Raw genomic sequence first — 24,378 nt, forward strand, 5'->3', positions numbered from 1 at the left:
ACCGGGGGTCGATTGGCACTTTCGACCCCCCGGTATCCTGATCCGATGAGTCCCCTCCGCATCCTCGACCAGTCGAGCAAGCTCAAGAACGTCCTGTACGAGATCCGCGGACAGGCGCTCGTCGAGGCCGACAGGCTCGAGGCCGAGGGCCATACGATCCTCAAGCTCAACACCGGCAACCCGGCGTCCTTCGGGTTCGAGGCGCCGTTCCAGATCGTCCGCGACATGATCGAGGCGATGCCCCACGCGCACGGGTACAGCGAGAGCCGCGGCATCCCGTCGGCGCGTCGCGCCGTCGTGTACCGCTACGAGGAGGACCCGACCTTCCCACGGTTCACGCCCGACGACGTCTTCCTCGGCAACGGTGTCTCCGAGCTCATCACGATGGTCATGCAGGCGCTGCTCGACGAGGGCGACGAGGTGCTCATCCCCGCTCCGGACTATCCGCTGTGGACGGCGATGACGAGCCTCGGGGGCGGCACCCCTGTGCACTACCGCTGCGACAGCGAGAACGGCTGGCAGCCCGACCTCGAGGACATCCGTGCGAAGGTCACTCCGCGCACGAAGGCGATCGTCGTCATCAACCCCAACAACCCGACGGGCGCCGTCTACACGCGCGAGATCCTCGAGGGGATCGCCGACATCGCGCGCGAGAACTCGCTGCTGCTGCTGTCCGACGAGATCTACGACCGCATCCTGTTCGACGACGCGCAGCACATCCCGATGGCCTCCGTCGCCCCCGACCTGCTGTGCCTCACGTTCAACGGACTCTCCAAGACGTACCGCGTCGCAGGGTACCGGTCGGGCTGGCTGGTCGTGACGGGCCCGAAGGATCACGCGAAAGGCTTCCTCGAAGGGGTCAATCTGCTCGCGTCCACGCGACTGTGCCCCAACGTGCCTGCGCAGCACGCCGTGCAGGCGGCGCTGTCGGGGGTGCAGTCGATCGACGCCCTCATCGCGCCGTCGGGCAGGCTGCACGAGCAGCGGGATGCCGCGTGGGAGGCGCTCGAGCGCATCCCCGGGGTCTCGTGCCACCGGCCGCAGGGCGCGCTGTACGCGTTCCCGCGCTTCGATCCCGAGGTGCACGAGATCAGGGACGACCAGAAGCTCGTGCTCGACTTCCTCCTCGCCGAGAAGGTGCTGCTCGTCCCGGGGACGGGCTTCAACTGGCCGACGCCCGACCATGTGCGCATCGTGACGCTCCCCGAGGCGCGCGTGCTCACCGAGGCGATCGAACGCCTGGGCAACTTCCTCTCGTCGTACCGGCAGTGACGCGTCGACGGATGCCGCGGCATCCGTCAAGCCCCCTCCGTCGACCTGCGAGCGCGCGTACCGTGCTGCGCATGGGCATCGAACTCAACGAACCGGCGCTGCGGCAGGCGCGCTCCCTCGTGCGCGACGGCAAGGTCGTGCGCGACGACCGGGATGCGTGGTCCGAGGCCGCGCCGACGGCTGACGAGGAGAACGCGTTCATCGAGCGGGATGGATGGACGGCCTACTCCCACTGGCACCTCGGGAAGGACCCCGACGAGGATCCGCGGACGAAGCAGGCCTACTCGTTCCCGTACGGCGACTTCCGTCGAGTGCACCGTGCGGGAGTCATCTCGGGCGAGAGCCGCGCGGGCCAGTACGACCACCTCGAGATACGGGATGCGCTGAGGGCTCTGCTCGAGCTCATCGACGCGGACTCGTCGTGACACGAGGGACCGAGCCGGCCACGCCGTTGTGACCGAGCCCGGAGTCGGGGTTCCTAGAGGAGGGCGAGGGAGGTCGCGCGCCAGCGGCCGTCCATGCCTTCGAGCCGCATCGCCACGGCGCGGGTGCGGGCCGGCCCCCTCACGATGACGACGGCCTCGACGACGCCGTCGGCGGGCGACGACTGCCGCACCGACATGATCGTGTGCACCGGCCGCGTGGCGGGGACGCCACGCGCGCTGCGCGCGCGGGCCGCGAGGTTCGCCCGCACCACGAGCTTGCGATACGCGTCCTCCGTGAGCCAGCGGGTGAGCTGGTCGACGTCGCGAACCCCGGCGAACACCTCGAGCACGCCTCGGGTGAGGTTGCCGAGGAGCGGCTCGGGGTCCGGAAGGGCTTGCGAGGGCGTCCGCTGCGGCGCGAAGAAGCTCGAGAGCTCCATCGCGTCGGCGGACGGATTCATGCGGGCCGTGCCCGCAGGCGGCATTGCCATGGGTGCCTATCTCGACAGGGGGGATGTCTTGCCGGACAGTAGAACACATCGTCAACTCATAGCGAAATCCCAGCAAAGCGCTCTGTGGATAATCCTCCGGCGATGTCGTCGCGCTGCCCTAATCTCGCGGAGTGCGCTGGGATCGCTTGTTCGACGACCTCGAGGATCAACTCGCCTCCGAGTGGGAGGCGGAGCGCGCCGCGCTCGACACCGAGGCCGAGCGGCTGAGGCTGTCGCGCGTCGCCCTCCGTGAGTGGCTCGAGGCGATCGCAGGCCAGGCAGGGGGCGCGACGCCCTCCATCGAGCTCGTCGACGGCACGGTCCTGTCGGGGCACGTGGAGGGCGTCGGCGCCGACTGGATCGCGCTCGAGCCGTCGGGGTCGCGCCCGGCGACGCTCCTCGTGCCGCTGTCCTCGATCGCGTCCATCGGCATGGCCCACGCCGACGTGCTCCGCAGTGCGCGGCCCGCTGCGACCGCCCGCTCCCCGCTCGCCGACCGGCTGACCCTCGGATACGTTCTGCGCGACCTCGTCAGGCGGCGGGCGGGCGTCGCCCTGCAGCTCGCCACCGGTCGGCTCCTGACGGGGACGATCGATCGGGCGGGAGCGGATCACCTCGACCTCGCTCTGCACGACCCCGGTGCCCCCCGGCGCGCATCGGAGGTGACGGGGCACCGCCTCGTGGCCTTCTCGGCGATCGCGTTCGTCCGCGTCGAGCATCCGACGGCGCTGGTCTGATCGGGCGTGCGGGCCCGGCATGCGCGTTCCACGGCGTGATGCGGCAGGAGAGCGAGATCCGGGATGCCGGGCGACTCCCGCTGCGCGGCATCCGCTCACCGTGTCGGCGGCACGGCATCGCGTCGCCGGCCCGCCGGGGTCGCGACGGGTCAGTCCGCGTGCTTGACGATGCCCGTGCCCCACAGCTCGGGGAAGCTCGCCTCGCTCGTCTGGCGCCAGAGCGCCATGCGGCGCTCGAGCTCGATCTGTGCCGACAGGTACTCGGCGACGCTCTGCTCCTCGATCCGCAGCCGCGCGGGGGAGCCGACGCGAGCGCCGCGCAGCTGCGCGCGGGCGACGAGGTCGGCCACTTCGTCGACGCTGACGCCCAGCACCTCCGCCACCTGGGCGGGCGCGAGGAGGCGCACGGCGGACACCTGGGACTCGAGCATGTCCCCCATTATGGCGACACGACCTCCTTGCGCGCAGGGGCGTCTGCGCGCTGTGGATAAACGCGGAGCCCCTCGCGAGGTCTGGTTCACGATGGGTGGATGACCGCTCTCGATGCCGCCCGCCCTCGTCCCCGCGCGCCCTGGGGCGACGCGCGCTTCTTCCTCGGCGTCGTCCTCATCGCAGCCTCCGTCGCGGGAGTGTGGTTCGTCGTGGCGGCCGCGAGGCAGACGGCGCCCGTCTTCGCCGCCGTCCGCACGATCGCACCGGGCGAGGCGCTCTCGGATGCCGACCTCACGGTCGTGGACGTGGCCCTCGGCCAGGTGGGCGACGCGTATCTCGCGCCAGGGGCGCTCGACTCCGGCCTCGTCGCGACGCGCACGATCGCGGCGGGCGAGCTCGTTCCTGCGAGCGCCGTCGGCGATGCCGAGGCGGTCAGGACGACGAGCGTCGTCGTGCGCAGCGCCGTCGACGTGCCTGCGTCGGTCGACTCCGGCACCGTCGTCGAGGTGTGGGCGGCGCCGCTGCTCGAGCATGGGGAGCACGACGCGCCGCGCATCCTCGTCGCGGACGCGACCGTCGTCTCGGTGACGCGCGACGACTCGATGATCGGCGGGGGAGCGGCGGCGCTCGAGCTTGTCATCCCGCGGACCGACGTCGCCGCGACGCTCGCCGCGATCGCGGGCGACGCGGCCCTCTCGGTCGTGCCGACGACGGGCGGCACGAGGTGAGGGTCGTCGTCGCGGTCGACGGACCGCGCGGGCAGGCGCTCGGCGCCGCGCTCGAACGCGACGGAGTCGAGGTGATCGCGGTCGTCGAGTCCGCCGCGCCCGCGTCGTTCGCGGGCGACCGGATGCCGCACGCCGGCGACGACCTCGCCGCAGCGCTCGACGGCGCCGACGCCGTCGTGCTGCAGGCCGACCGCGCGACGCTCACGGCAGCGCTCGTCGCCGTGTGCGACCGCCGCGGCGTGCGCATCGTGCCGCTGTGCGACACGGAGACCGACCGGCGTCTCGCGGCGGGCTTCGGACTCGGCGACCCGCTGCCGCTCGAGATCGAGCCCTGGCGGCTCGCCGATGCGCTGCACGGAGGGCTGCGACTCGAGGGGACGACATCCGCGGACGCCGTCGGCGAGGCGCGGACGTCGCCGCGGACCATCGTCGTGTGGGGTCCCGCGGGAGCCCCCGGACGCTCGACGCTCGCGATCGAGCTGGCCGCGGAGCTCGCGCGGGGCGGGCGTCGTGTCGCGCTCGTCGACGCCGACGCGCACGCCCCTTCGATCGCGCTGCAGCTCGGACTCGCCGACGAGGGTCCCGGCTTCGCCGCCGCGTGCCGCCAGGCGGAGCGGGGCGGTCTCGACGCCCACGAGCTCGCCCGCATCAGCGCGCCGCTGGGCCGCACGGGAGTCGACGTGCTGACGGGCATCAACAGGCCGTCGCGGTGGCCCGAGCTTGGCGACGCGCGCGTGACGGCCGCGCTCGGAGCGTGCCGCGACTGGGCCGACTATACGGTGGTCGACGTCGCGGCCTCGCTCGAACGCGACGAGGAGATCGTGAGCGACCTGGAAGGCCCCCGGCGCAACGCCGCGACGCTCGCGGCGCTGAAGGCGGCCGATCTCGTCGTCGCGGTCGCCGCCGCCGATCCCGTCGGGATCTCTCGTTTCCTGCGTGCGCATGCCGAGCTGCGCGCCGTCATCGGCGTGACGCCCGTCGTGGTCGTCGCCAACCGCCTCCGCCCCGGCGCTCTCGGCATCGATGCGCGCGGCCAGGTGCGTCGCACGCTCGATCGCTTCGCCGGCATCCGCGATGTGTGGTTCGTCCCCTCCGATGCGCGATCGACGGATGCCGCGCTGCTCGCCGCGCGCCCCGTCGCCGAGATCGCGCCGAAGTCGCCCCTGACCCTCGCGGTGCGGCGTCTCGTGGGCGAGGCGATCGCTCACGCTCCCGAGCGGTCGGCGCCGGGGCGCGGCATCCGTCGCCCCTCGCGCGGCGAGCGCGACGCGGCCTGAGGGCCGAGGCGGCCTGACCGCGACGTCGGGTCGGCGCCGCCGGAACGCGAGGCGGCCTGACGGTGCGGCGTGAACGCGACGCGGCCTGACCGCGCGGCGGCCTGACCGCGACGTCGGGTCGGCGCCGCCGGCACGTTCGCGGCACCGACTCTCCCCGCCCCTAGGCTGGACGGGTGTCGACCCTCAGCGATCTCGTCTATGCCCAGGGGCGCTCCAGCGCCGCAGACGTGGAGTGGCTCCACCGGCTCGCGGGCGACGGGCAGCTGCTCGCCGACCTCGCCTTCGCAGACATCGTGATCTGGGTGCCGACGTCGGACGACTCGTTCATCGCCGTCGCGCACACGCGGCCCGGCGGGGCGGCGACGCTCTTCTATCGCGACATCGTCGGCGACCGCGTGCGACCGCAGTGGCGAACGCAGGTGAGGGACGCCTTCCAGACGGGAGGCATCGTCGACTCGGCATCCCCCGACTGGTTCGAGGAGACGCCAACGCGCGTGCGCGCGGTCCCCATCGTGCGCCACGGGAAGGGGGAGGGGCCGCGCCGCATCGGCGTGCTCACGCGGCACACGAATCTCGGCGACGCACGCACGCCGTCACGCCAGCAGATCACGTTCAACGACTGCGCCGACGAGCTGTTCGGCATGGTCGCATCGGGCGAGTTCCCCGATCTCACCGCCCCCACGTCGCCGCGCCGCGGCGCGCCGCGCGCATCCGACGGGCTCATCCGGCTCGACGTCGACGGCATGACGACGTTCGCGAGCCCCAACGCCCTCTCCGCCTTCAACCGGCTCGGGTTCGACGACGAGCTCGAAGGCGAGTCGCTCGTCGAGGTCGTGACGCGCATCCTGCCAGAAAAGCGGCAGTTCGACGAGTCGCTCCCCGTCGTCCTGACGGGGCGGGCGCCATGGCGCAGCGACATCGACGCGCGCGGAGTGACCGTCTCGCTGCGCACGATCCCGCTGCGAGACCACGGCACGCGCATCGGCGCGATCGTCCTCTGTCGCGACGTGACGGAGATCCGTCACCAGGAGCAGGAGCTCATCACGAAGGACGCGACGATCCGCGAGATCCACCACCGCGTCAAGAACAACCTGCAGACGGTCGCGTCGCTCCTGCGCATCCAGGCGCGCCGCTCGCACTCGGACGAGGCCCGCGAAGCGCTCACGCAGGCGATGCGCCGCGTCGCCGCGATCGCGGTCGTGCACGACACCCTCTCCGAGGGGCTCGCGCAGAACGTCGACTTCGACGATGTCTTCGACCGGGTGCTCAAGCTCGTCGCAGAGGTGGCCGCGGGCGTCAACACCCGTGCGCGCACGCACACCAGCGGCACCTTCGGGACGCTTCCGAGCGAGTACGCGACTCCTCTCGCGCTGGCGCTGACCGAGCTCGTCACGAACGCCGTCGAGCACGGTCTGGCCGGCAAGGAGGGCGACGTCGAGATCGTCGCCGAGCGCTCGGAGGAGCAGCTCGCCGTCCGGGTGCGCGACACGGGGTCGGGCCTGCCCGAGGGCCAGGTCGGCCGAGGACTGGGCACTCAGATCGTCCGCACGCTCATCCAGGGCGAGCTCGGCGGCACGATCGACTGGCACACGATCATGGGCAGCGGCACGGAGGTCACGATCGAGATCCCGCTGCGCTACCTCGAGCGTTCGCCGCGCTGAGCCGTTCCGCCGCCCCGCGGCGCGCTACTCGTTCGAGAGGCCGCGGGCGCGGCTCAGGACGCGCGGCGGGCGCGGGCAGCGCGGCGCTTGAGGGCGCGGCGCTCGTCCTCGGAGAGGCCGCCCCACACACCCGAGTCCTGGCCGGTCTCGAGGGCGTACTGGAGGCAGATCTCGGTCACCGTGCATCGTGCGCACACCGACTTGGCCTTCTCGATCTGGTCGACGGCCGGACCCGTGTTCCCGACGGGGAAGAAGAGTTCGGGGTCGACTGTCAAGCAGGCGGCCTTGTCGCGCCAATCCATGGTGATGCTCCTTGGTCGGAAGTGGGTGTGTGTCCAGGGCCCTTATTCGGGTCGGATACCCTGTGGGAAGTGCGAGCGAATGCCCGCCCCACGTCGCTGTGGGAGCACACGGCTTCATCAATGGTCCCACAGGGGTCAGGGCGAATCAAGGGATCACCCGGCGATTTCTGTGGTCTTGGCTGTGCATTCCCTCCACGGCATGGAGGATTCTCACAACGAATCCGCAGGGATCGAGGAAAATGTCTGGAATGACAACAAACACCCCCTCACGGGTCGCCGCAATCCTGCTATGGCTCGAGGGGTGCGCCGTCCTCGCGCTCGCGGTGTGGCAGGTCTTCGCAGCCGCGGGGGGCGACGCCGGGTCGTTCACGAGCGCGATCGCGCTGATCGTGCTCACGGTCGTCGCCGGCGTGGCCGTCCTCGCGTTCGGCGTCGGGGTATGGCGCGCGCAGTCGTGGGGGCGGTCCGGCGGCATCGTGACGCAGGCGCTCATCCTCGCGGTCGCGCTCGGCGCGGCGACGGGCGCCTACGCGCATCCCCTCACGGGTCTCGCGCTCGCCGTGCCCGCCGCAGCCGCGTTCGTCGCGCTCGTGATGTCGGCGCGCCGTGCGGGCGCGGATGCGCGCGCCGACGCGTCCGGCGAACCGCCGGCAGCGGAGCGCTGATCGGCCGGCGGCCCAGGAAGGCCGAGACGGTCGGGGCCGTCCGCTGACGCGCCGGCCGCGGCATCCGGAACCGGGCCGCGTGGCGAGGCATCCGGCCATCCGTCCCGATCTGCCGGGAACCGGACTATGCGACTGCGAGGAGCCTGCGCAGGCGTGCGACGTGGCCGGTCGCCCGGATGTTGTACAGCGCATGCTCGATGCGGCCCTTCCGATCGAGCACGAACGTCGAGCGGATGACGCCCTGGACGACCTTGCCGTAGTTCAGCTTGTCGCCCCACGTGCAGTACTTCGCGTGCACCCTGTGGTCGGGGTCGCTCAGCAGGTCGTAGGCGAGCCCGTCGCGCTCGCGGAAGCGGCGGAGCTTCTCGGGCAGATCGCGTGAGATGCCCAGCACGGTGTACCCGGCCGACTGCAGCGGGGCGAGGCTGTCGCGGAAGTCGCACGCCTCCTTCGTGCAGCCGAGCGTCATGGCCTCCGGGTAGAAGAACAGGATGACCCGTCCGCCGCGCAGGTCCCTGAGGGTCACGGGCCGCTCGTCCTGGTCGAGCAGCGTGAAGGCGGGCGCGAGGGAACCGGGTTCGAGGCGGAGGGCGGTCATCGTTCCAGCCTAGGCGCGCCCGTCCGAGAGGCCGCCGAGGGCGCGAGCGCCGTGAGGGCCTTCGAGAAGCGGGCGGATGCCGCGTCCCGTGCGCTCGGCGGCCCGTCCTCTCGGCGCGATCACGGCCGCGCGGGTCAGCCCTTGTCGGCGAACGTGCCGAGCAGGCGCTGCAGCGAGTCGAAGCGCTCCGCGCCGCGGGGCCCGAGGCGCCCTTCCGCGACGGCCTCCGCGATCGCGCAGTCCGGCGCATCGGGCAGGTGCGTGCAGCCCCGGGGACACTCCTCGGCGATGAGCGCCAGGTCGGTGAACCCCTTGAGCAGGTTGGCGGGGTCGACGTGGCCGAGCCCGAACGAGCGGACGCCCGGCGTGTCGATGACCCAGCCGCGGCCGCCCTCGCCCACGTAGCGCAGCGACACGGTCGAGCTCGACGTGTGGCGTCCGCGGCCGGTGACCACGTTGACGTGGCCCGTCGCGCGCATGGCGCTCGGCACGAGGGCGTTCACGAGCGTCGACTTGCCGACGCCGGAGTGGCCGACGAAGACCGTCGAGTGGCCGACGAGCGCGCCGCCGATCCGCTCGACCGGCATTCCGTCGCGCGCGCTCGTGAAGACCTCGAGGTCGAGTCCGTCGAAGTGCGCGAGGAAGCCGGACGGGTCGGCGAGGTCGGTCTTGGTCACGACGAGAAGGGGCCGGATGCCGGCATCCAATGCCGCCACGAGATACCTGTCGACGAGCCGTTCGCGAGGCTCGGGGTCGGCGGCCGCGACGACGATGAGCATCTGGTCGGCGTTCGCGACGACGATCCGCTCGACCTGGTCTGTGTCGTCGGCCGAGCGCCGCAGGAGCGAGGTGCGCTCCTCGATCCCGATGATCCGCGCGAGCGTGCCGTCCTCGCCCGACGTGTCGCCGACGATCCGCGCGAGGTCGCCCGTCACGATCGGGCTCTTGCGGAGCTCGCGCGCGCGGACGGCGAGCACGTGGCGCTCATCGGGCTCGTCCTCGTCCACCAGGACCGTGTATCGGCCCCGGTCGACACCGAGCACGCGTGCGATCTCGGCATCCGCGTGGGCGGGACGACGCTTCGTCCTCGGGCGATTGGCCTTCGGATTGGGGCGGACGCGGACGTCGGACTCGTCGAACTCCGGTTCGTCGTCGTCCGAGTCGTCGAGCCAGCTCACGATGCCTGCAGCGCCTCCGACCGGGGAGCCGTGTCGTCGGGGGTGCCGTCGAGCATGCGCTGCCACAGCTGCGGGAACTCCGGCATCGTCTTGGCGGTCGTGCCGATGTCGTCGACGACGACGCCCGGGACGGCGAGGCCGACCAGCGCGCCCGTCGTCGCGAGCCGATGGTCGTGATGCGCTCGCCACACGCCCCCGTGCAGGGGACGGGGCACGATCCGGATGCCGTCGGCGAGCTCGTGCGCCTCTCCGCCGAGACTGCGCAGCTCGCCGACGAGCGCGGCGATGCGATCGGTCTCGTGGCCGCGGATGTGCCCGATGCCGTAGAGCGTCGTCGGAGCCTGCGCGAACGCCGCGAGGGCGAAGATCGTGGGCGTCAGCTCGCCGGCGGCCGACAGGTCGAGGTCGACGCCCTGGATGCCGCCTGCGCCGGACGTGACCGTCAGCGCGCCGCCGCGTCGCGAGACGCGGGCGCCCATGACGGAGAGGATGTCGGTGAGCATCGCCCCCGGCTGCGTCGAGTGCGCGGGCCAGCCCCGCACCGAGACGGATCCGCCCGCGATCATCGCCGCCCCGAGGAACGGGGCCGCGTTGGAGAGGTCGGGCTCGATCGCGACATCCTTGCCGCGGATGGCGCCCGCAGGCACGACCCATTCGCCGGCGGCGGGCCGCTCGACGTGGACGCCGCGGTGCGCGAGCGCCTCGATCGTCATGTCGATGTGCGGCATGCTCGGCAGCCGCGGGCCGGAATGGATGAGGTGCATGCCCACGTCGAAGCGCGGGGCTGCGAGCAGGAGCCCTGACACGAACTGGCTCGACGCGCTCGCGTCGATCACGATCTCCCCGCCGCGGACATGGCCGCGGCCCTTCACCGTGAACGGGAGCGCCCAGTGACCGCCGTCGTCGATGTCGACGCCGATGTCGCGCAGCGCCTTGATCATGGCGCCCATGGGCCTGTGCAGCGCGCTCTCGTGAGCCGTGAGCGTGACGTCTCCGTGGCCGAAGCCCGCGAGCGCCGCGACGAACCGCATGACGGTCCCTGCCTGGCCGCAGTCGACGACCGTGCCTCCGCGCAGCGGCCACACGGGAGTCACGACGAGGTCGTCGCCGAACGTGCCGACGCCGTCGACCGCCTCGATCCCGACGCCGAGGGCGCGCAGCGCCTCGACCATGCGGACGGAGTCGTCGGAGTGCAGCGGCGCCGCGAGGCGGCTCGGGCCGTCGGCTAGCGCCGCGAGGATGAGCTCGCGGTTCGTGAGGGACTTGGACCCGGGAACCGTGACCGTCGCACGAAGAGAGGCCTCAGCGACCGGCGCGCTCCAGCGCCCGCGTCGCACTGGCGCGGATCGGGGGGAATACCCATCGGCTGTCATCAGGTTCTACCCTACTGAACCCCTGGAAGGAGGCGGATGTACGCCACTCTCGATCTCGCCGCTCCGGCGCTCTCCGTATCGTGGGAGGGCCCGGACGTAGACTGGCGCGTGATGGACGACCAGGCACCGGCCGTGACCGACACCAGCGCGCAGTTCGAGGAGCAGGCCCTCCCGTTCATGGATCAGCTGTACGCCGCCGCGATGCGCATGACGCGCAATCCGGCGGATGCAGCCGACCTCGTGCAGGAGACCTTCGTCAAGGCGTTCGCGTCGTGGAAGACGTTCACGCAGGGGACCAACCTCAAGGCGTGGCTGTACCGCATCCTCACCAACACCTACATCAACACGTACCGCAAGAAGCAGCGCGAGCCCTACCAGGGCACGATCGACGATCTCGAGGACTGGCAGCTCGGCGGCGCGGAGTCGACGACGGCCACGAGCAGCCGCTCTGCCGAGGCCGAGGCGATCGACCACATGCCGGCATCCGTCGTGAAAGACGCGCTGCAGGCGATCCCGGAGGACTTCCGGCTGGCGGTGTACCTCGCAGACGTCGAGGGCTTCGCCTACCAGGAGATCGCCGACATCATGAAGACCCCCATCGGCACGGTCATGAGCCGCCTGCACCGCGGCAGGCGAATGCTCCGTGAACTGCTCGCCGACTACGCGAAGGAACGCGGCATCGACACGGCCGCCACGAGGAGCACGAAATGACGGACTGCGGCTGCGAGAAGGCGCGGCGCGACCTCGAGGAGTACCTCCGCCACGAGGTGTGCAAGACCGAATACGCCGACATCCAGGAGCACCTCGAGCATTGCGCGGCATGCCGCGACGAGGCCCTCGTCGCCACGACGCTGACCGAGGTGCTCGCGCGAGCGTGCAAGGAGACGGCGCCTGAGCAGCTGCGCGATCAGGTGCTCGCGAAGCTGCGCGCCGCGCACGCGACGGCCTGAGCCCGGGTACGTTCCGACATCCGGATGCCGCGGCAGCCCCGGCGTGCGCATGACCACGCTGTCGTGGGCGAGCTGGCGGAGGATCCCGGCCGCCCGCTGCGTCCTCACTCCGGCGGCGCGAAGATCCGCAGGGAGCCCGGGACGATGTCGACCGCGAGGGGGAGCACCCCGATCGGGTCGCCGTCGGCGTAGGCCGTCACGCCCGGCGACGCCAGCCGCGCGGACCGCACGCGAAAGGTCGACACCTCGGGAACGGACGTATGCGTGCCCTTGTACACCTTCGGGAGCAGCCGCAGGAGCCGCAGCCGCCCCGCGGGGCGCACGAGCGTCACGTCGAGCAGGCCGTCGGCGGGATCGGCATCCGGGCAGATCGGGATGCCGCCTCCGTACGTGCGGCCGTTGCCGACCGTGGCCATGACGAGCTCGCCTGTGATGCGCTCGGTCGTGCCGTCCTCGAGGTCGAGCTCGACGTCGTACGGGATCCCCGCGAGCGTCAGGAACTCGATGAGGATCGCGATGTTGTACCGCGATCCTCCGCGCGGCCACCGCATCGCGTTGGCGCGGTCGTTGACTCTCGAGTCGAACCCGCTCGCGAGCACCGAGCCGAACAGCCGCGTCGACCCGTCGCCGCGCGTGACGCGCGCGAGGTCGATGTCGCGCGTCACGCCCGCAGCGATCGTCTGCGCGGCGCGTGCGACATCCATCTCCTTGAGCCCGAGAGTGCCGGCGATGTCGTTCCCGGTTCCCGACGGGATGATGCCGAGAGGGATGCCGGTGGCTCCCACCTCCTGGATCGCGAGGTTGACCGTGCCGTCTCCGCCCGCCACGACGACGGCGTCGGGACCGAGCCCGATCGCCGTCCGGAGCAGCTCGGTCGACTCGGCCGCGCTGCCCCCGCTGATGATGGTCGTGCGCAGGCCATGAGCGCGCAGGAGCTCGGCGGCCTGGGGCGCAGCGCCCGTGTGGGCTCCTCCGCGCGCCGCGGGATTGACGAGGATCACGACGTTCTTCATGCACCCTCCGGGCTCGGGGCCCCGACGAGGGCACCGGGGTTCATGATGCCGTGCGGATCGAGCGTCGCCTTCACGGCGCGCAGGACGGCGACGCCGAGCGGTCCGATCTCGGCCTCGAGGTAGGGGCGGTGATCCCGGCCGATGGCATGGTGATGCGTGATCGTGCCGTGGGCGTCGAGGATCGCGCGGGACGCGGCATCCTTCGCCCTCGTCCACTGCGCGACGGGATCGGCCGTCAGTGCCGCGACGCACGTGAAGTACAGCGAGGCGCCCGCCGGATACACGTGCGAGATGTGGCACATGACGACGGGCTTCGTCCCGGCCGCGCTCAGCGCCTCGGTCAGCGCCGTCGTCACGGCGGACTTCAGCGTCGCGAGGTTCGCCCACGTCGTGGCCGTCTCGAGCGTCTCGGCCAGGACGCCGCCGTCGAGGAGCGTGTCGCGCAGCGCGGGCGAGGCGAATCTGCCGCGCTCCCACGACCGGGCCGGATCCTCGCCCCTGGGCTTGGCGCCGTGGGCGGCGAACACGGACTCCAGCGCGTCGCGCGTCGCGCGGGCCTCGGCATCCGTCGCGCCCTCGAACGTGGCCACGGCGAGGCATCCGCGCATGCGGGCGAAATGGCCGCCGAGCGTCGCGTTGACGCGCGTCTCGGTCTCGTCGCTGAGCCGAAGCACCGTAGGACGGATGCCGCGCTGCGTCGCCTCGCGCAGCGCCGACGTGCCGCGCTCGAAGTCGGGGAACGACCACGCGCCGTACGCCGTCGCGGCGGGCACGGGCCGGATGCGGACCGTGACCTCGGTGAGCACGCCGAACGCGCCCTCGGATCCGAGGAAGAGCTCGCGCAGATCGGGGCCTGCGGCGCTCGCGGGGGCGCGTCCGAGCACGAGCTCGCCGACGGGCGTCGCGACCCTCAGGGCGTGCACGAGATCGTCGAAGCGACCGTATCCGCGAGAGGCCTGACCGCTCGATCGCGTCGCGGCGAACCCGCCCAAGGACGCGTACTCGAAGCTCTGCGGGAAATGGCCGAGCGTGAAGCCGCGCGCACCGAGGAGCTCCTCGGCCTGCGGGCCCGTCGTACCGGCGCCGAACGTCGCGAGCAGCGATGCCTCGTCGATGCCGTAGAGGCCGGCCGTGCGGGCCAGGTCGAGCGCGACGACGGCGCGATGCGCGCCGGACTCGGGCTCGACGCCGCCGACGACGCTCGTGCCGCCGCCGAACGGAACGACGGCGATGCCGCGCGTGTCGCAGGTCGCGAGCACGGCGAGCGTCTCGGCGTGCGACGCCGGGGAGACGACGGCATCCGGCGCCGACTGCAGCTCGCCCAGGCGGCGCGCGAGGAGGTCGGGCGTGCTCTTGCCGCCGAGATGCAGCGCGCGGGCGGAGTCGTCGGTCGTCGCATGCGCGGGGCCGACGACGGCGCCGAGCGCCGCGAGGTCGTCGCCGCCCAGGCGGCTCGGGATGAGGGCCGGCGCCGTGCGCCGGGGGACGGGATGCGCCCTGCCCGGCAGCAGTGCTGCCACGATCGCACGCGCCCCGGGGGGAAGGTGCGCCCGGGTCGTGCCCCACGCATCCCAGTCCGAGCGGGGTGCCGGTGACGGGATCGCGATCGGGGCGCGCTCGGGCTCGGCGGGCGTCATCGTCGACATGGGCGACAGTATGACACATTATGTATGGTTGTCCCATGGTCGATGCCGCCCACGAGTCCTCCGCGACCTCCGCCACCGTCGCCGTGCTCCTCGACGCCGCGCTCGCGGAAGTGCTCGCGCACGGCATCCGCCGCACGACGGCATCCGACATCGCGCGACGCGCGGGCGTGGCCCGGCAGACCCTGTACCGCTACTGGCCCGACGTGCAGACGCTCTTCGCGGCGCTCGTGACGCGCGAGCTGCTCGCCGTCCTCCCGCGCGTGGAGGCGACCGGCCTCGACGGACTCGTCGACCTGCTCGTCACCACGGCCGACGGCATCCGGCGCATGCCTCTCGTCGACCGTCTGCGCGACACCGACCCCGAGCTGTTCGCCCGGTACGTCCTCGAGCGCGTCGGCACGAGCCAGCGGGCGATCCACGCCGACCTCGCGCGCCGCATCGATGCGGGACAACGCGCCGGCTTCGTGCGTCCGGGGCATCCCGACCGCATCGCGGCCATGCTGCTGCTGACGATCCAGTCGGCCGTGCAGTCGGCTCCGATCGTCGCGGAGTGGCTCCCGGCCCAGGCGTGGGCGCACGAGCTCGCCCTCATCGTCCGCGGCTACCTGGCGGTCGACGCATGAGGATCGTCGGTCGCACCCCTCGTCCGTCGGCGCTGACCGCCGTTCGCCGCTCGCGGGAGCTCGCGCGGCTCGGCGACGACCCCCGCGTCGACGTCCTCGTCATCGGCGGCGGGATCACGGGCGCGGGCCTCGCGCTGGATGCCGCCAGCCGCGGCCTTCGGACCGTCCTGGTCGAGAAGCACGATCTCGCCTTCGGCACGAGCCGATGGAGCTCGAAGCTCGTGCACGGCGGCCTTCGGTATCTCGCGTCGGGCCAGCTCGGCATCGCGCACGAGAGCGCCGCCGAGCGGCACCTGCTCATGACGCGCATCGCGCCGCACCTCACCCGCGCCGTGCCGCTCGTCGTGCCGCTGTTCGAGCCCGACCATCTCGCCCGCGGGGCGTACATCGGCGTGGGCTACGGCCTCGGCGACGGACTGCGCCGCGTGGTCGGGACGCCTGACGCCGTCCTGCACGCGCCGGGGCCCATCGGCCGGGCCGAGACGCTGCGGCTCGTCCCCGGCATCCGCGCGGAGCACCTGCGCGGCGCGATGCGCGGCTGGGACGGGCAGCTCATCGACGACGCGCGGCTCGTCGTCGCCGTCGCACGGACGGCCGCGGGGCACGGGGCCCTCGTGCTCACCCGCGTCGAGGCGGTCGCCGTCGACGGGGAGAGCGCGCTGCTGAGGGATGCGCTGACGGGGGAGGAGCTGTCCGTCTCCGCGCGCGCCGTCGTGAGCGCCGCGGGCGTCTGGGCGGGCGCCCTCGACCCCGACGTGCGCCTCCGCCCGAGCCGCGGGACGCACCTCGTCGTCGACACCGAGCGGCTCGGCGGCGCGGACGCCTCGCTCACGGTGCCCGTGCCGGGCTCGCGGAGCCGCTATGTCTTCACGGTGCCGGCGTCGCACGGACGCACCTACATCGGGCTCACGGACGTGCCCGCGGACGGACCGATCCCCGACGTCCCGCACGCGACCGACGCCGAGATCGACATGCTCCTGGGCGTCGTCAACACCGTTCTCGCCGAGCCGCTCACGCGCGCCGACCTCGTCGGGACGTTCGCGGGCCTGCGGCCCCTGCTGTCGCATGCGGGCACCGACGAGACGAGCGACTTGTCGCGCCGGCACGCGATCATCGAGTCGGATGCCGGCATCCTGAGCGTCGTCGGCGGCAAGCTCACGACCTATCGCCGCATGGCGCAGGACGGCATCGACGAAGCCGTCCGCCGACGGCGGCTGCCGACGGCGCAGCCGTCGCGCACGCGCTCGCTCCCGCTCGTGGGGGCCTGGCCGCGCGAGCGGCTCGCCGAGATCCCGGCGCCGCCACGGCTCGTCCGCAGGTACGGCGCGGAGGCGCCGTTCGCGGCATCCCTCCCCGGGGGTCCGGGCGCCGCGAGGGGCGTCACGGCGCAGGAGCTCGAATGGGGAGTGCGCGTCGAGGGAGCACTGACGATCGACGACCTGCTCGACCGCCGCACGCGGCTCGGTCTGGTCGCCGCGGATCGCGAGCAGTCGACGGATGCCGCCGCCGCCGCGTTCGCGCGGGCCGGGGTCGATCCGGCCTGAGCGGGGGTCGCGCGGGGCGCACGGCGTGCGCGCACGCGTGCGCGCCCCCGTGCTCGCCCCGTGCTCGCCGACGTGCTCGCCCCCGTGCTCGCCGCCGTGCGGACGGCCGGACGCGGTCGCGGCGTGCGGCGCGTGGCCTGATCCCCGGCGCCGTGACGGATGCTGGCAGGAATCCGCCCACGCTCGACCGCCGGCGCGGAACGCAGCGTCGGAGGGCCGGGGGAGACTGGATCGGTGACCACGAGGCTCCCCGTCGCGCCGGCTCCGGCCTCCGCAGGGGCCGCCCACGCGCGCAACGGCACGCTCGGCCTCCCGCAGGGCATCGCGCTGTACATCGCGTCGGTGCTGGGGACAGGGCTCCTCGTGCTGCCCGGTCTGGCGGCCGAGGTCGCGGGGCCGGCGAGCGTCGTCGCCGTCGTCGCGGTGATCGCGCTGTCGATCCCGCTCGCGGGCACGTTCGCGGCGCTCGCGGCCCGCTATCCCGACCCCGGCGGTGTCGCGAGCTACGCGCGGCGCGCGCTCGGCGACACCGTCGCCCGCATGACGGGGTACTGGTTCATGTTCGGCGTCGCGGCGGGCGCACCCGTCGTGGCGGTGCTCGGCGCCGAGTACGTGACGGCCGTCGTGGGCGTCGACAGAGCCATGATCCCGGTGCTCGCTGCGGCGATCTTCCTGCCGCCGTTCGCCGTCAACGCCTTCGGCGTCCGGCTCGCCGGCTGGGTGCAGTTCGTCCTGACGGGTCTGCTGCTCGCGGTCGTGGTGCTCGTCGTCGCGCTCGCAGCGCCCGCCGTCGAGCCGCAGAACTTCACGCCGTTCCTGCCGCACGGGTGGGCAGGTGTGGGCACCGCGGTCAGCCTGTTCGTGTGGGCGTTCGCGGGGTGGGAGGTCGGCACGCACATCTCCGGCGAGTTCCGCAACCCTCGTCGCGACATCCCGCTCGCCACGGGCATCGCGCTCGTCGTCACGGGTGCCTGCTACCTCGTGCTCCAGGTCGTGACGGTCGGCGCGCTCGGCGGAGCCGCGGGCGACGGGCAGGTGCCCCTGCTCGAGCTCGCCCGCCTCGGATCGACGGATCTCGGCACCGTCCTGGTCGGCACGATCGCGGCGATCGTCGCGCTCGGAGTCCTCAACGCCTACCTCGCGGCGTTCGCGAAGCTCGGTTCGTCGCTCGCCGTCAACCGCGACCTGCCGCGATGGTTCGCGAGAGGCGCCGAAGCGGGCGGCATCCCTCGTCGCGCCCTCGCCCTGACGGGAGCGACGTTCCTCGCGTACTTCGTGCTCATGCTCGCGACGGGCATCGACCTCACGCCGTTCATCCTCGTGCACACCAGCAGCATGGTGGCGATCTATGCGATCGGCATGGTCGCCGCCGTGCGGCTGCTGCGCCGCGGCACACCGGGCTGGTGGATGGCGCTGGTCGCGACCGTGCTGTGCGCCGGCATGCTCGCCCTCGCGGTGCGATCGCTCCTTCCCGCCGCCGTCCTCGCGATCGTGGCCGTCGCCGTCACGGTGTGGCGGCGCATCCGTCGTCGCTGAGGCCTCGCGCCGCCCGCGCCCTGCGCTCGCACCGTCGCGCGTCTCGGCACGGCCGCGCCGCGCCGCACCGCTCGGAACCGCTCCGGGCCGCGCCGAACCACGGCGAGCCGCGCCGAACCACGCCCCCCGCGTCGCGACGCGCGGGGCGCAGCGGCGAGATCAAGCGGGGACGGATGCCGCGGCATCCGTCCCCGCTTTCGCGAAGCGCGATGGCTACAGCGTCAGCGCCTTCTGCAGCAGCTCGGCCTGCTCGACGGCATGGATCTTCGGCGAGCCCGTCGCAGGCGAGGCGGCGGCCTTGCGCGAGACGCGGCGGATCGTGCGACCGTGCAGGTGCTTGACGAGCTCGAGCGCGATGAAGGGCCACGCGCCCTGGTTCTCGGGCTCGTCCTGCACCCACACGAGCTCGGCGCCGGGGTAGCTGTCGATGACGGCGTTGAGCTCGGCGACGGGCGCCGGGTAGTACTGCTCGAGCCGCACGAGCGCGATCTCGGGGTTCGGGTTCTTCTCGAGCTCGGACGCGAGATCCCAGTGGATCTTGCCGGCGTGCAGGAGGACGCGCTTGACGGCGGCCTTGTCGATCGGGCGCGAATCGTCGAGCACGGGCTCGAAGCGACCCGTCACGAAGTCCGCCACGGGGCTCGTGGCGCCGCGCAGACGCAGCATCGCCTTCGGCGTGAAGACGATGAGAGGACGCCGAGGGCGCTGGTAGGCCTGACGGCGCAGGAGGTGGAAGTACGACGCCGGCGTCGAGGGGCGCGCGACCGTCATGTTGTCCTGCGCGCACATCTGCAGGTAGCGCTCGATGCGCGCCGACGAATGGTCGGGGCCCTGGCCCTCGTAGCCGTGGGGGAGCAGGAGCACGACGCCCGACTGCTGACCCCACTTCTGCTCGGCGGCCGAGATGTACTCGTCGATGACCGACTGTGCTCCGTTGGCGAAGTCGCCGAACTGTCCCTCCCACAGCACGAGGGAGTCGGCGCGCTCGACCGAGTAGCCGTACTCGAACGCCATCGCGGCGTACTCGCTCAGGAGCGAGTCGTACACGAAGAACCGGCCCTGGTTGTCGGACAGGTTCGTGAGCGGGATCCACTCCTGACCGTTCGCGCGGTCGTGCAGGACGGCGTGGCGCTGCACGAACGTGCCGCGGCGCGAGTCCTGACCGGCGAGGCGGACGTTCGTGCCCTCGAGCAGGAGCGAGCCGTAGGCGAGGAGCTCGCCGAACGCCCAGTCGATCGCGCCGCTGCGGCTCATGTCGAGGCGCTTGTCGAGCAGCTGCTGCAGCTTCGGGTGCACCGTGAAGCCCTCGGGCTTGTTGACGAACGTGTCGCCGATGAGCTGGACGACCTCCCTGCCGACGCCGGTCGTCTCGGGGGCGCCGGAGACGGGCTCGACGGCCACGGCATCCGCCACGATGCCCGACGCGCCCGTCTGCGCGGCGTGCGTCTCGGCGAAGGCGATCTCGAGACGGTCCTGGAAGTCGCGCTTGGCCTGCTCGTACTCCTCTTCGGTGATGTCTCCGCGGCCGACGAGGGCTTCGACGTACAGGCGGCGCACGGAGCGCTTCGCCTCGATGAGGTTCGTCATGAGGGGCTGCGTCATCGACGGGTCGTCGCCCTCGTTGTGCCCGCGGCGACGGTAGCAGACGAGGTCGATCACGACGTCGCGGTGGAAGCGCTCGCGGTACGCGAACGCGACCTGTGCCACCCGGACGACGGCCTCGGGGTCGTCGCCGTTGACGTGGAAGATCGGCGCCTGGATCGTCTTGGCGACATCCGTCGCGTACACCGACGAGCGGCCGTCGCCCGGCACCGTCGTGAAGCCGACCTGGTTGTTGACCACGACGTGGATCGTGCCGCCCGTGCGGTAGCCGCGCAGCTGCGACATCTGCAGCGTCTCGACGACGACGCCCTGACCGGCGAACGCCGCGTCGCCGTGGACGAGCAGCGGCAGCCACGAGAACGTGCCGATCGGCTTGCGGTCCTGCTTGGCGCGCACGATGCCCTCGAGCACGCCGTCGACGGTCTCGAGGTGGGAGGGGTTCGCGGCCAGGAGCACGGGGACCTCCTGCCCGCCGTCTGCGATGAAGGTGCCCTCCGTGCCGAGGTGGTACTTGACGTCGCCCGAGCCGCTCTTGCTGCCGACGGCCACTGCGCCCTCGAACTCGCGGAAGACCTGGCCGTACGTCTTGCCGGCGATGTTCGTGAGCACGTTGAGGCGGCCGCGGTGGGCCATGCCGATGCCGACGCCATCGAGCCCGGCGAGCGCGGCGCCCTGCAGGATCTCGTCGAGGAGCGGGATGAGGGACTCGCCGCCTTCGAGGCTGAAGCGCTTCTGGCCGACGTACTTCGTCTGCAGGAACGTCTCGAACGCCTCGGCCTGGTTGAGCTTGTCGAGGATGCGGAGCTGCTCGTCGTGGCCGGGCTTCTCGTACTTGAGCTCGACGTTCTGCTGGAACCACGCACGCTGCTCGGGGTCCTGGATGTGCATGTACTCGATGCCGATCGTGCGGCAGTACGAGTCGCGGAGCACGCCCAGGATGTCGCGCAGCTTCATGATGCGCTTGCCGCCGAAGCCGCCCGTGACGAACTCGCGGTCGAGGTCCCAGAACGTGAGCCCGTGGTTCTCGATCTCGAGGTCGGGGTGGGTGCGCTGCACGTACTCGAGCGGGTCGATGTCGGCCATGAGGTGGCCGCGGACGCGGAACGCGTTGATGAGCTCCTGCACGCGCGCCGTCTTGTCGACGCGCTCGGCGAGGTCGACGTTGATGTCGGCGGCCCAGTGGATGGGGGCGTAGGGGATGCGGAGGGCGGAGAAGATGCTGTCGTAGAAGCCGCGCTGCCCGATGAGCAGCTCGTGCACCTTCTTGAGGAACTCGCCCGAGCCCGCGCCCTGGATGACCCGGTGGTCGTACGTGCTCGTGAGGGTGATGGTCTTGCCGATCGCGAGCTCGTTGAGCGTCTTGTCGCTCGCGCCCTGGAACTCGGCAGGGTACTCGAGGGCGCCGGCGCCGACGATGCACCCCTGACCCTTCATGAGGCGCGGCACGGAGTGCACGGTGCCGATGCCGCCCGGATTGGTCAGCGAGATCGTCGTTCCCTGGAAGTCGCCCGGCGTCAGCTTGTTGCCGCGGGCGCGGGACACGAGGTCCTCGTACGACGCGAGGTACTCGCCGAACGTGAGGGTGTCGGCGCGTTTGATGCTCGGGACGAGGAGCGCGCGCGTGCCGTCGGGCTTGGGAAGGTCGATCGCGATGCCCAGGTTGATGTGTGCGGGCGCCACGACCGACGGCTTGCCGTCGATCGCGGCGTAGAACACGTTCTGGCTCGGGAACTCCTTGAGCGCCTGGATGATCGCCCAGCCGATGAGGTGCGTGAAGCTCACCTTGCCGCCGCGCGTGCGCGACATGTGGTTGTTGATCACGATCCGGTTGTCGATCATGAGCTTCGCAGGAACGGTGCGCACGCTCGTCGCGGTGGGCATCGTGAGCGACTCGTCCATGTTGGCGGCGAGGGTCTTGGGCAGGCCGCGCAGCGGCGTGACGCGATCCTCCTCCGTCGAGGCCTCGCCCGTCGACGGCGTGACGCTCGGCGCCTGCGCGGGGATCGGCTGGGCCGATGCGGGCTTGGCGGTCGTGCGCGCGATGGGCTGCGCGCCGATGACGGGGATGGGCGCCGTCACGGGCTTCGGCTCGACCGGTGCCGCCGATGCCGGCTTCGCGACCTCGGATGCCGGCTGCGTCGGCGCCGAGGGGACGCGCACAGCGGGCGCCTCGCCGGCGGGATGGTAGGCCTCGAGAATCGGCCACCACGCCTTGTCCACTGAGTTCTTGTCGACCTTGAACTGCTCGAAGAGTTCCTCGACGAGCCACTCATTGGCTCCGAACTCCCCTTCGCTCGAAGTCCCGACGCCCGTCACCTGGCTCGACACGCTCGATCGCCTGCTTTCCTCAGTGAAGATTGGAGAACGTGCGGGGCAGGATGCCGCCCACACGCACGACTGACAAGCCTAACCCAGTCTGATGAGCACTTTCCCTGTCCTGGAGTTGCGTTCGGGCACGAACATGCATCATTATCCGCGCGACGTGGAGTCACTACCCTGGGGATCGTGGAATTCTACGGTGAGCAGCCCGACGTCGACCTGACTTACTCGGACGTCTTCCTCGTCCCGCGTCGCTCATCCGTCACGAGCCGCCTCGATGTCGATCTCTCCCCGGGCGACGGCACGAACGCCACCATCCCGCTCGTATCGGCCAACATGAACTCCGTCACGGGGGCACGACTGGCGGCGACGCTCGCGCGCCGCGGCGGACTCGGCGTCCTGCCGCAGGACATGCCCCTGCAGGAGCTGGATGCCGCGATCCGCTGGGTCAAGGCGCAGCCCGTGCCGTGGGACACGCCTCTCGTCCTCCCGCCCGAGGCGACGGTCGCCGATGCGTCGCGGCTGCTGCCGGCGACGGACGGCCACGGCATCGTCGTGTCGGCGGCCGCGCCCGCGGCGCTCAAGATCGACGACGTGCTCGGGGTCGTCCCCGCCAGGCGCCTGGGCACGGCGCTGCCCGACGCGCGCCTCGGCGACCTCGCCCGCGGGCGCGCGGCGTCCATCGACGCCGACGACGTCGAGAGCGCGCGACATGCGTTCGACCTCATCGTCGGCGCGGGGGCGGAGACCGTGTGCGTCCTGCACCACGGCTTCGTCGTCGGCACGCTGTCGAGCCGCACGGCGCTGCGCTCGACCCTGTATCGGCCCGCCGTCGACGACGACGGCCGCCTCATCGTCGCGGCAGCCGTCGGGATCAACGGAGACGTCGCGGCGAAGGCGCAGGCGCTCGCGGCCGCCGGCGTCGACCTGCTCGTCGTCGACACGGCGCACGGTCACCAGGAGGGGATGCTGCGAGCGCTGCGCACCGTGTCGGAGCTCGACCTCGGCATCCCGATCGCAGCGGGCAACGTCGTGACGGCCGAAGGCGTGCACGATCTCGTCGCGGCGGGCGCCGACATCCTGAAGGTAGGCGTCGGACCGGGAGCGATGTGCACGACCCGCATGATGACGGCCGTCGGCCGCCCGCAGTTCTCCGCCGTCCTCGAGACGAGCGAGGCCGCGCGGATCATGGGCGCGCACGTGTGGGCCGACGGCGGCGTGCGCTACCCGCGCGACGTCGCGCTCGCGCTCGCCGCGGGCGCGGCATCCGTCATGATCGGATCGTGGTTCGCCGGCACGATCGAGGCGCCGGGCGAGCTGCTCGCCGACGACGACGGCAAGGTCTACAAGGAGTCGTGGGGGATGGCCTCGACGAAGGCCGTGCACGAGCGATTCGGGCGTCTCGACCCGTACGAGCTGGCCCGCAAGGAGCTCTTCGCGGAGGGCATCTCGTCTTCGAGGATCTACCTCGATCCGCTGCGACCCGGCCTCGAGGACCTGCTCGACATGATCACGTCGGGCGTCCGGTCGTCCTTCACCTACGCCGGCGCGTCGACGATCGCCGAGTTCCACGACCGAGCACGCGTCGGCCTGCAGTCCGCCGCCGGCTACGAAGAGGGCAAGGCGCTCCCGGTCAGCTGGTAGCGCTGCACGGTGACGGATGCCGCAGCCGCGGCGTCCGTGCGTGCAGGCGTGCGGCGTCCGGGCGGGCGGGCGGGCGTGCGGGGTCCGGGCGTGCGGCGTCCGGGCGGGCTGGCCCGGCGCCGATCCCACGTTCCCGCGACGGCGGGTGTTCGGTGCGCGGGCGGCGTGGTTCCCGCGTCTGCGGGTGTTCGGTGCAACCGCGGCGCATAGGAGCGGCGCCTTCGCACGAGTGTGCAGCGGTCGGGTGGTCAGGCCTGGGTCTCGCGTCTGCGGCTGTTCGGTGCGCGGGGGCGCGTGGTTCCCGCGTCTGCGGGTGTTCGGTGCGCGGGGCGGCGTGGTTCCCGCCTCTGCGGGTGTTCGGT

At 72.1% G+C, this 24,378-nt stretch carries 22 protein-coding genes; 13 read left to right on the forward strand and 9 right to left on the reverse strand.

The genetic code is table 11. The features are described 5' to 3' along the window. Positions 1 to 45: 45 nt before the first annotated feature. Complete coding sequence (locus tag FHS08_RS11290) at positions 46 to 1,272, forward strand: pyridoxal phosphate-dependent aminotransferase (protein WP_167039009.1); 1,227 nt, start codon at positions 46 to 48, stop codon at positions 1,270 to 1,272. A 71-nt stretch (positions 1,273 to 1,343) separates the two neighbouring features. Next, a complete protein-coding gene (locus tag FHS08_RS11295; protein ID WP_167039011.1) occupies positions 1,344 to 1,697 on the forward strand; it encodes a hypothetical protein in 354 nt (117 codons plus the stop codon). A 53-nt stretch (positions 1,698 to 1,750) separates the two neighbouring features. On the opposite strand, the gene FHS08_RS11300 is transcribed toward FHS08_RS11295, so the two are convergent. Next, positions 1,751 to 2,182: an Rv3235 family protein gene (locus FHS08_RS11300; RefSeq protein WP_424960807.1), complete on the reverse strand. Its 432-nt coding sequence runs from the start codon at positions 2,180 to 2,182 to the stop codon at positions 1,751 to 1,753. Between the two features lie 137 nt (positions 2,183 to 2,319). Between FHS08_RS11300 and FHS08_RS11305 the strand changes: the two genes are divergently transcribed. Beyond that, the gene (locus FHS08_RS11305; protein ID WP_167039015.1) at positions 2,320 to 2,925 is read left to right on the forward strand and encodes a hypothetical protein; all 606 of its coding nucleotides are present in this window, start codon (positions 2,320 to 2,322) and stop codon (positions 2,923 to 2,925) included. A gap of 149 nt (positions 2,926 to 3,074) precedes the next feature. Here the strand turns inward: FHS08_RS11305 and FHS08_RS11310 are convergent, their stop codons facing one another. Next, entirely contained in the window at positions 3,075 to 3,356 is a 282-nt protein-coding gene (locus FHS08_RS11310; RefSeq protein WP_167039017.1) for a helix-turn-helix domain-containing protein, read from the reverse strand. A gap of 99 nt (positions 3,357 to 3,455) precedes the next feature. Here FHS08_RS11310 and FHS08_RS11315 point away from each other — a divergent pair, with 99 nt between their 5' ends. The 3 genes from FHS08_RS11315 to FHS08_RS11325 all read left to right on the forward strand — a co-directional run bounded on the left by FHS08_RS11315 (position 3,456) and on the right by FHS08_RS11325 (position 7,023). Continuing rightward, positions 3,456 to 4,085, forward strand: a complete 630-nt coding sequence (locus tag FHS08_RS11315; protein ID WP_167039019.1) for an SAF domain-containing protein — start codon at positions 3,456 to 3,458, stop codon at positions 4,083 to 4,085. Beyond that, positions 4,082 to 5,362, forward strand: coding sequence for a nucleotide-binding protein (locus tag FHS08_RS11320; protein ID WP_167039021.1), 1,281 nt, complete (start codon positions 4,082 to 4,084; stop codon positions 5,360 to 5,362). The genes FHS08_RS11315 and FHS08_RS11320 overlap by 4 nt, the downstream gene beginning before the upstream one ends. A 173-nt stretch (positions 5,363 to 5,535) precedes the next feature. After that, positions 5,536 to 7,023: a histidine kinase N-terminal domain-containing protein gene (locus tag FHS08_RS11325; protein WP_167039022.1), complete on the forward strand. Its 1,488-nt coding sequence runs from the start codon at positions 5,536 to 5,538 to the stop codon at positions 7,021 to 7,023. Between the two features lie 53 nt (positions 7,024 to 7,076). On the opposite strand, the gene FHS08_RS11330 is transcribed toward FHS08_RS11325, so the two are convergent. Then, entirely contained in the window at positions 7,077 to 7,325 is a 249-nt protein-coding gene (locus FHS08_RS11330) for a WhiB family transcriptional regulator (protein ID WP_018171995.1), read from the reverse strand. Positions 7,326 to 7,573: 248 nt separating this feature from the next. Here FHS08_RS11330 and FHS08_RS11335 point away from each other — a divergent pair, with 248 nt between their 5' ends. Further along, positions 7,574 to 7,990: a histidine kinase gene (locus FHS08_RS11335; protein ID WP_167039024.1), complete on the forward strand. Its 417-nt coding sequence runs from the start codon at positions 7,574 to 7,576 to the stop codon at positions 7,988 to 7,990. Between the two features lie 124 nt (positions 7,991 to 8,114). On the opposite strand, the gene bcp is transcribed toward FHS08_RS11335, so the two are convergent. The 3 genes from bcp to aroA form a co-directional block, all read right to left on the reverse strand. Next, positions 8,115 to 8,588: a thioredoxin-dependent thiol peroxidase gene (gene bcp, locus FHS08_RS11340; protein ID WP_167039026.1), complete on the reverse strand. Its 474-nt coding sequence runs from the start codon at positions 8,586 to 8,588 to the stop codon at positions 8,115 to 8,117. A 134-nt stretch (positions 8,589 to 8,722) separates the two neighbouring features. Continuing rightward, entirely contained in the window at positions 8,723 to 9,766 is a 1,044-nt protein-coding gene (gene rsgA / locus FHS08_RS11345; RefSeq protein WP_167039028.1) for a ribosome small subunit-dependent GTPase A, read from the reverse strand. Further along, positions 9,763 to 11,139 (reverse strand): 3-phosphoshikimate 1-carboxyvinyltransferase, encoded by a 1,377-nt coding sequence (aroA, locus tag FHS08_RS11350; protein WP_167039030.1) that lies wholly within the window; start codon positions 11,137 to 11,139, stop codon positions 9,763 to 9,765. Before aroA ends, rsgA begins: the two co-directional genes overlap by 4 nt. Positions 11,140 to 11,175: 36 nt before the next feature. On the opposite strand from aroA, the gene FHS08_RS11355 reads away from it, so the two are divergent. Together FHS08_RS11355 and FHS08_RS11360 are read left to right on the forward strand one after the other, a co-directional pair. Further along, positions 11,176 to 11,850, forward strand: coding sequence for a sigma-70 family RNA polymerase sigma factor (locus FHS08_RS11355; RefSeq protein ID WP_167039032.1), 675 nt, complete (start codon positions 11,176 to 11,178; stop codon positions 11,848 to 11,850). Then, positions 11,847 to 12,089 carry a zf-HC2 domain-containing protein gene (locus FHS08_RS11360; protein WP_167039034.1) on the forward strand — a complete coding sequence of 81 codons (243 nt, stop codon included), beginning with the start codon at positions 11,847 to 11,849 and terminating at the stop codon, positions 12,087 to 12,089. Before FHS08_RS11355 ends, FHS08_RS11360 begins: the two co-directional genes overlap by 4 nt. Before the next feature lie 104 nt (positions 12,090 to 12,193). On the opposite strand, the gene FHS08_RS11365 is transcribed toward FHS08_RS11360, so the two are convergent. Continuing rightward, positions 12,194 to 13,102, reverse strand: a complete 909-nt coding sequence (locus FHS08_RS11365; RefSeq protein WP_167039036.1) for a diacylglycerol kinase — start codon at positions 13,100 to 13,102, stop codon at positions 12,194 to 12,196. Beyond that, the gene (locus tag FHS08_RS11370; RefSeq protein ID WP_167039038.1) at positions 13,099 to 14,748 is read right to left on the reverse strand and encodes an FAD-binding oxidoreductase; all 1,650 of its coding nucleotides are present in this window, start codon (positions 14,746 to 14,748) and stop codon (positions 13,099 to 13,101) included. The genes FHS08_RS11365 and FHS08_RS11370 overlap by 4 nt, the downstream gene beginning before the upstream one ends. A gap of 35 nt (positions 14,749 to 14,783) precedes the next feature. Between FHS08_RS11370 and FHS08_RS11375 the strand changes: the two genes are divergently transcribed. The 3 genes from FHS08_RS11375 (at position 14,784) to FHS08_RS11385 (ending at position 18,451) form a co-directional block, all read left to right on the forward strand. After that, the gene (locus tag FHS08_RS11375) at positions 14,784 to 15,371 is read left to right on the forward strand and encodes a TetR/AcrR family transcriptional regulator (RefSeq protein WP_167039040.1); all 588 of its coding nucleotides are present in this window, start codon (positions 14,784 to 14,786) and stop codon (positions 15,369 to 15,371) included. Beyond that, entirely contained in the window at positions 15,368 to 16,915 is a 1,548-nt protein-coding gene (locus FHS08_RS11380; protein ID WP_167039042.1) for a glycerol-3-phosphate dehydrogenase/oxidase, read from the forward strand. The genes FHS08_RS11375 and FHS08_RS11380 overlap by 4 nt, the downstream gene beginning before the upstream one ends. A 234-nt stretch (positions 16,916 to 17,149) precedes the next feature. Continuing rightward, a complete protein-coding gene (locus FHS08_RS11385) occupies positions 17,150 to 18,451 on the forward strand; it encodes an APC family permease (protein WP_341800388.1) in 1,302 nt (433 codons plus the stop codon). A gap of 213 nt (positions 18,452 to 18,664) precedes the next feature. Here FHS08_RS11385 and FHS08_RS11390 read toward each other — a convergent pair whose 3' ends face one another. Then, entirely contained in the window at positions 18,665 to 22,381 is a 3,717-nt protein-coding gene (locus FHS08_RS11390) for a multifunctional oxoglutarate decarboxylase/oxoglutarate dehydrogenase thiamine pyrophosphate-binding subunit/dihydrolipoyllysine-residue succinyltransferase subunit (RefSeq protein ID WP_167039045.1), read from the reverse strand. A 177-nt stretch (positions 22,382 to 22,558) separates the two neighbouring features. On the opposite strand from FHS08_RS11390, the gene guaB1 reads away from it, so the two are divergent. Continuing rightward, complete coding sequence (gene guaB1, locus FHS08_RS11395; RefSeq protein ID WP_167039047.1) at positions 22,559 to 24,016, forward strand: GMP reductase; 1,458 nt, start codon at positions 22,559 to 22,561, stop codon at positions 24,014 to 24,016. Positions 24,017 to 24,378: the final 362 nt, after the last annotated feature.

The sequence above is a fragment of the Microbacterium ulmi genome (genome assembly GCF_011759705.1).
Lineage (GTDB): Bacteria > Actinomycetota > Actinomycetes > Actinomycetales > Microbacteriaceae > Microbacterium > Microbacterium ulmi.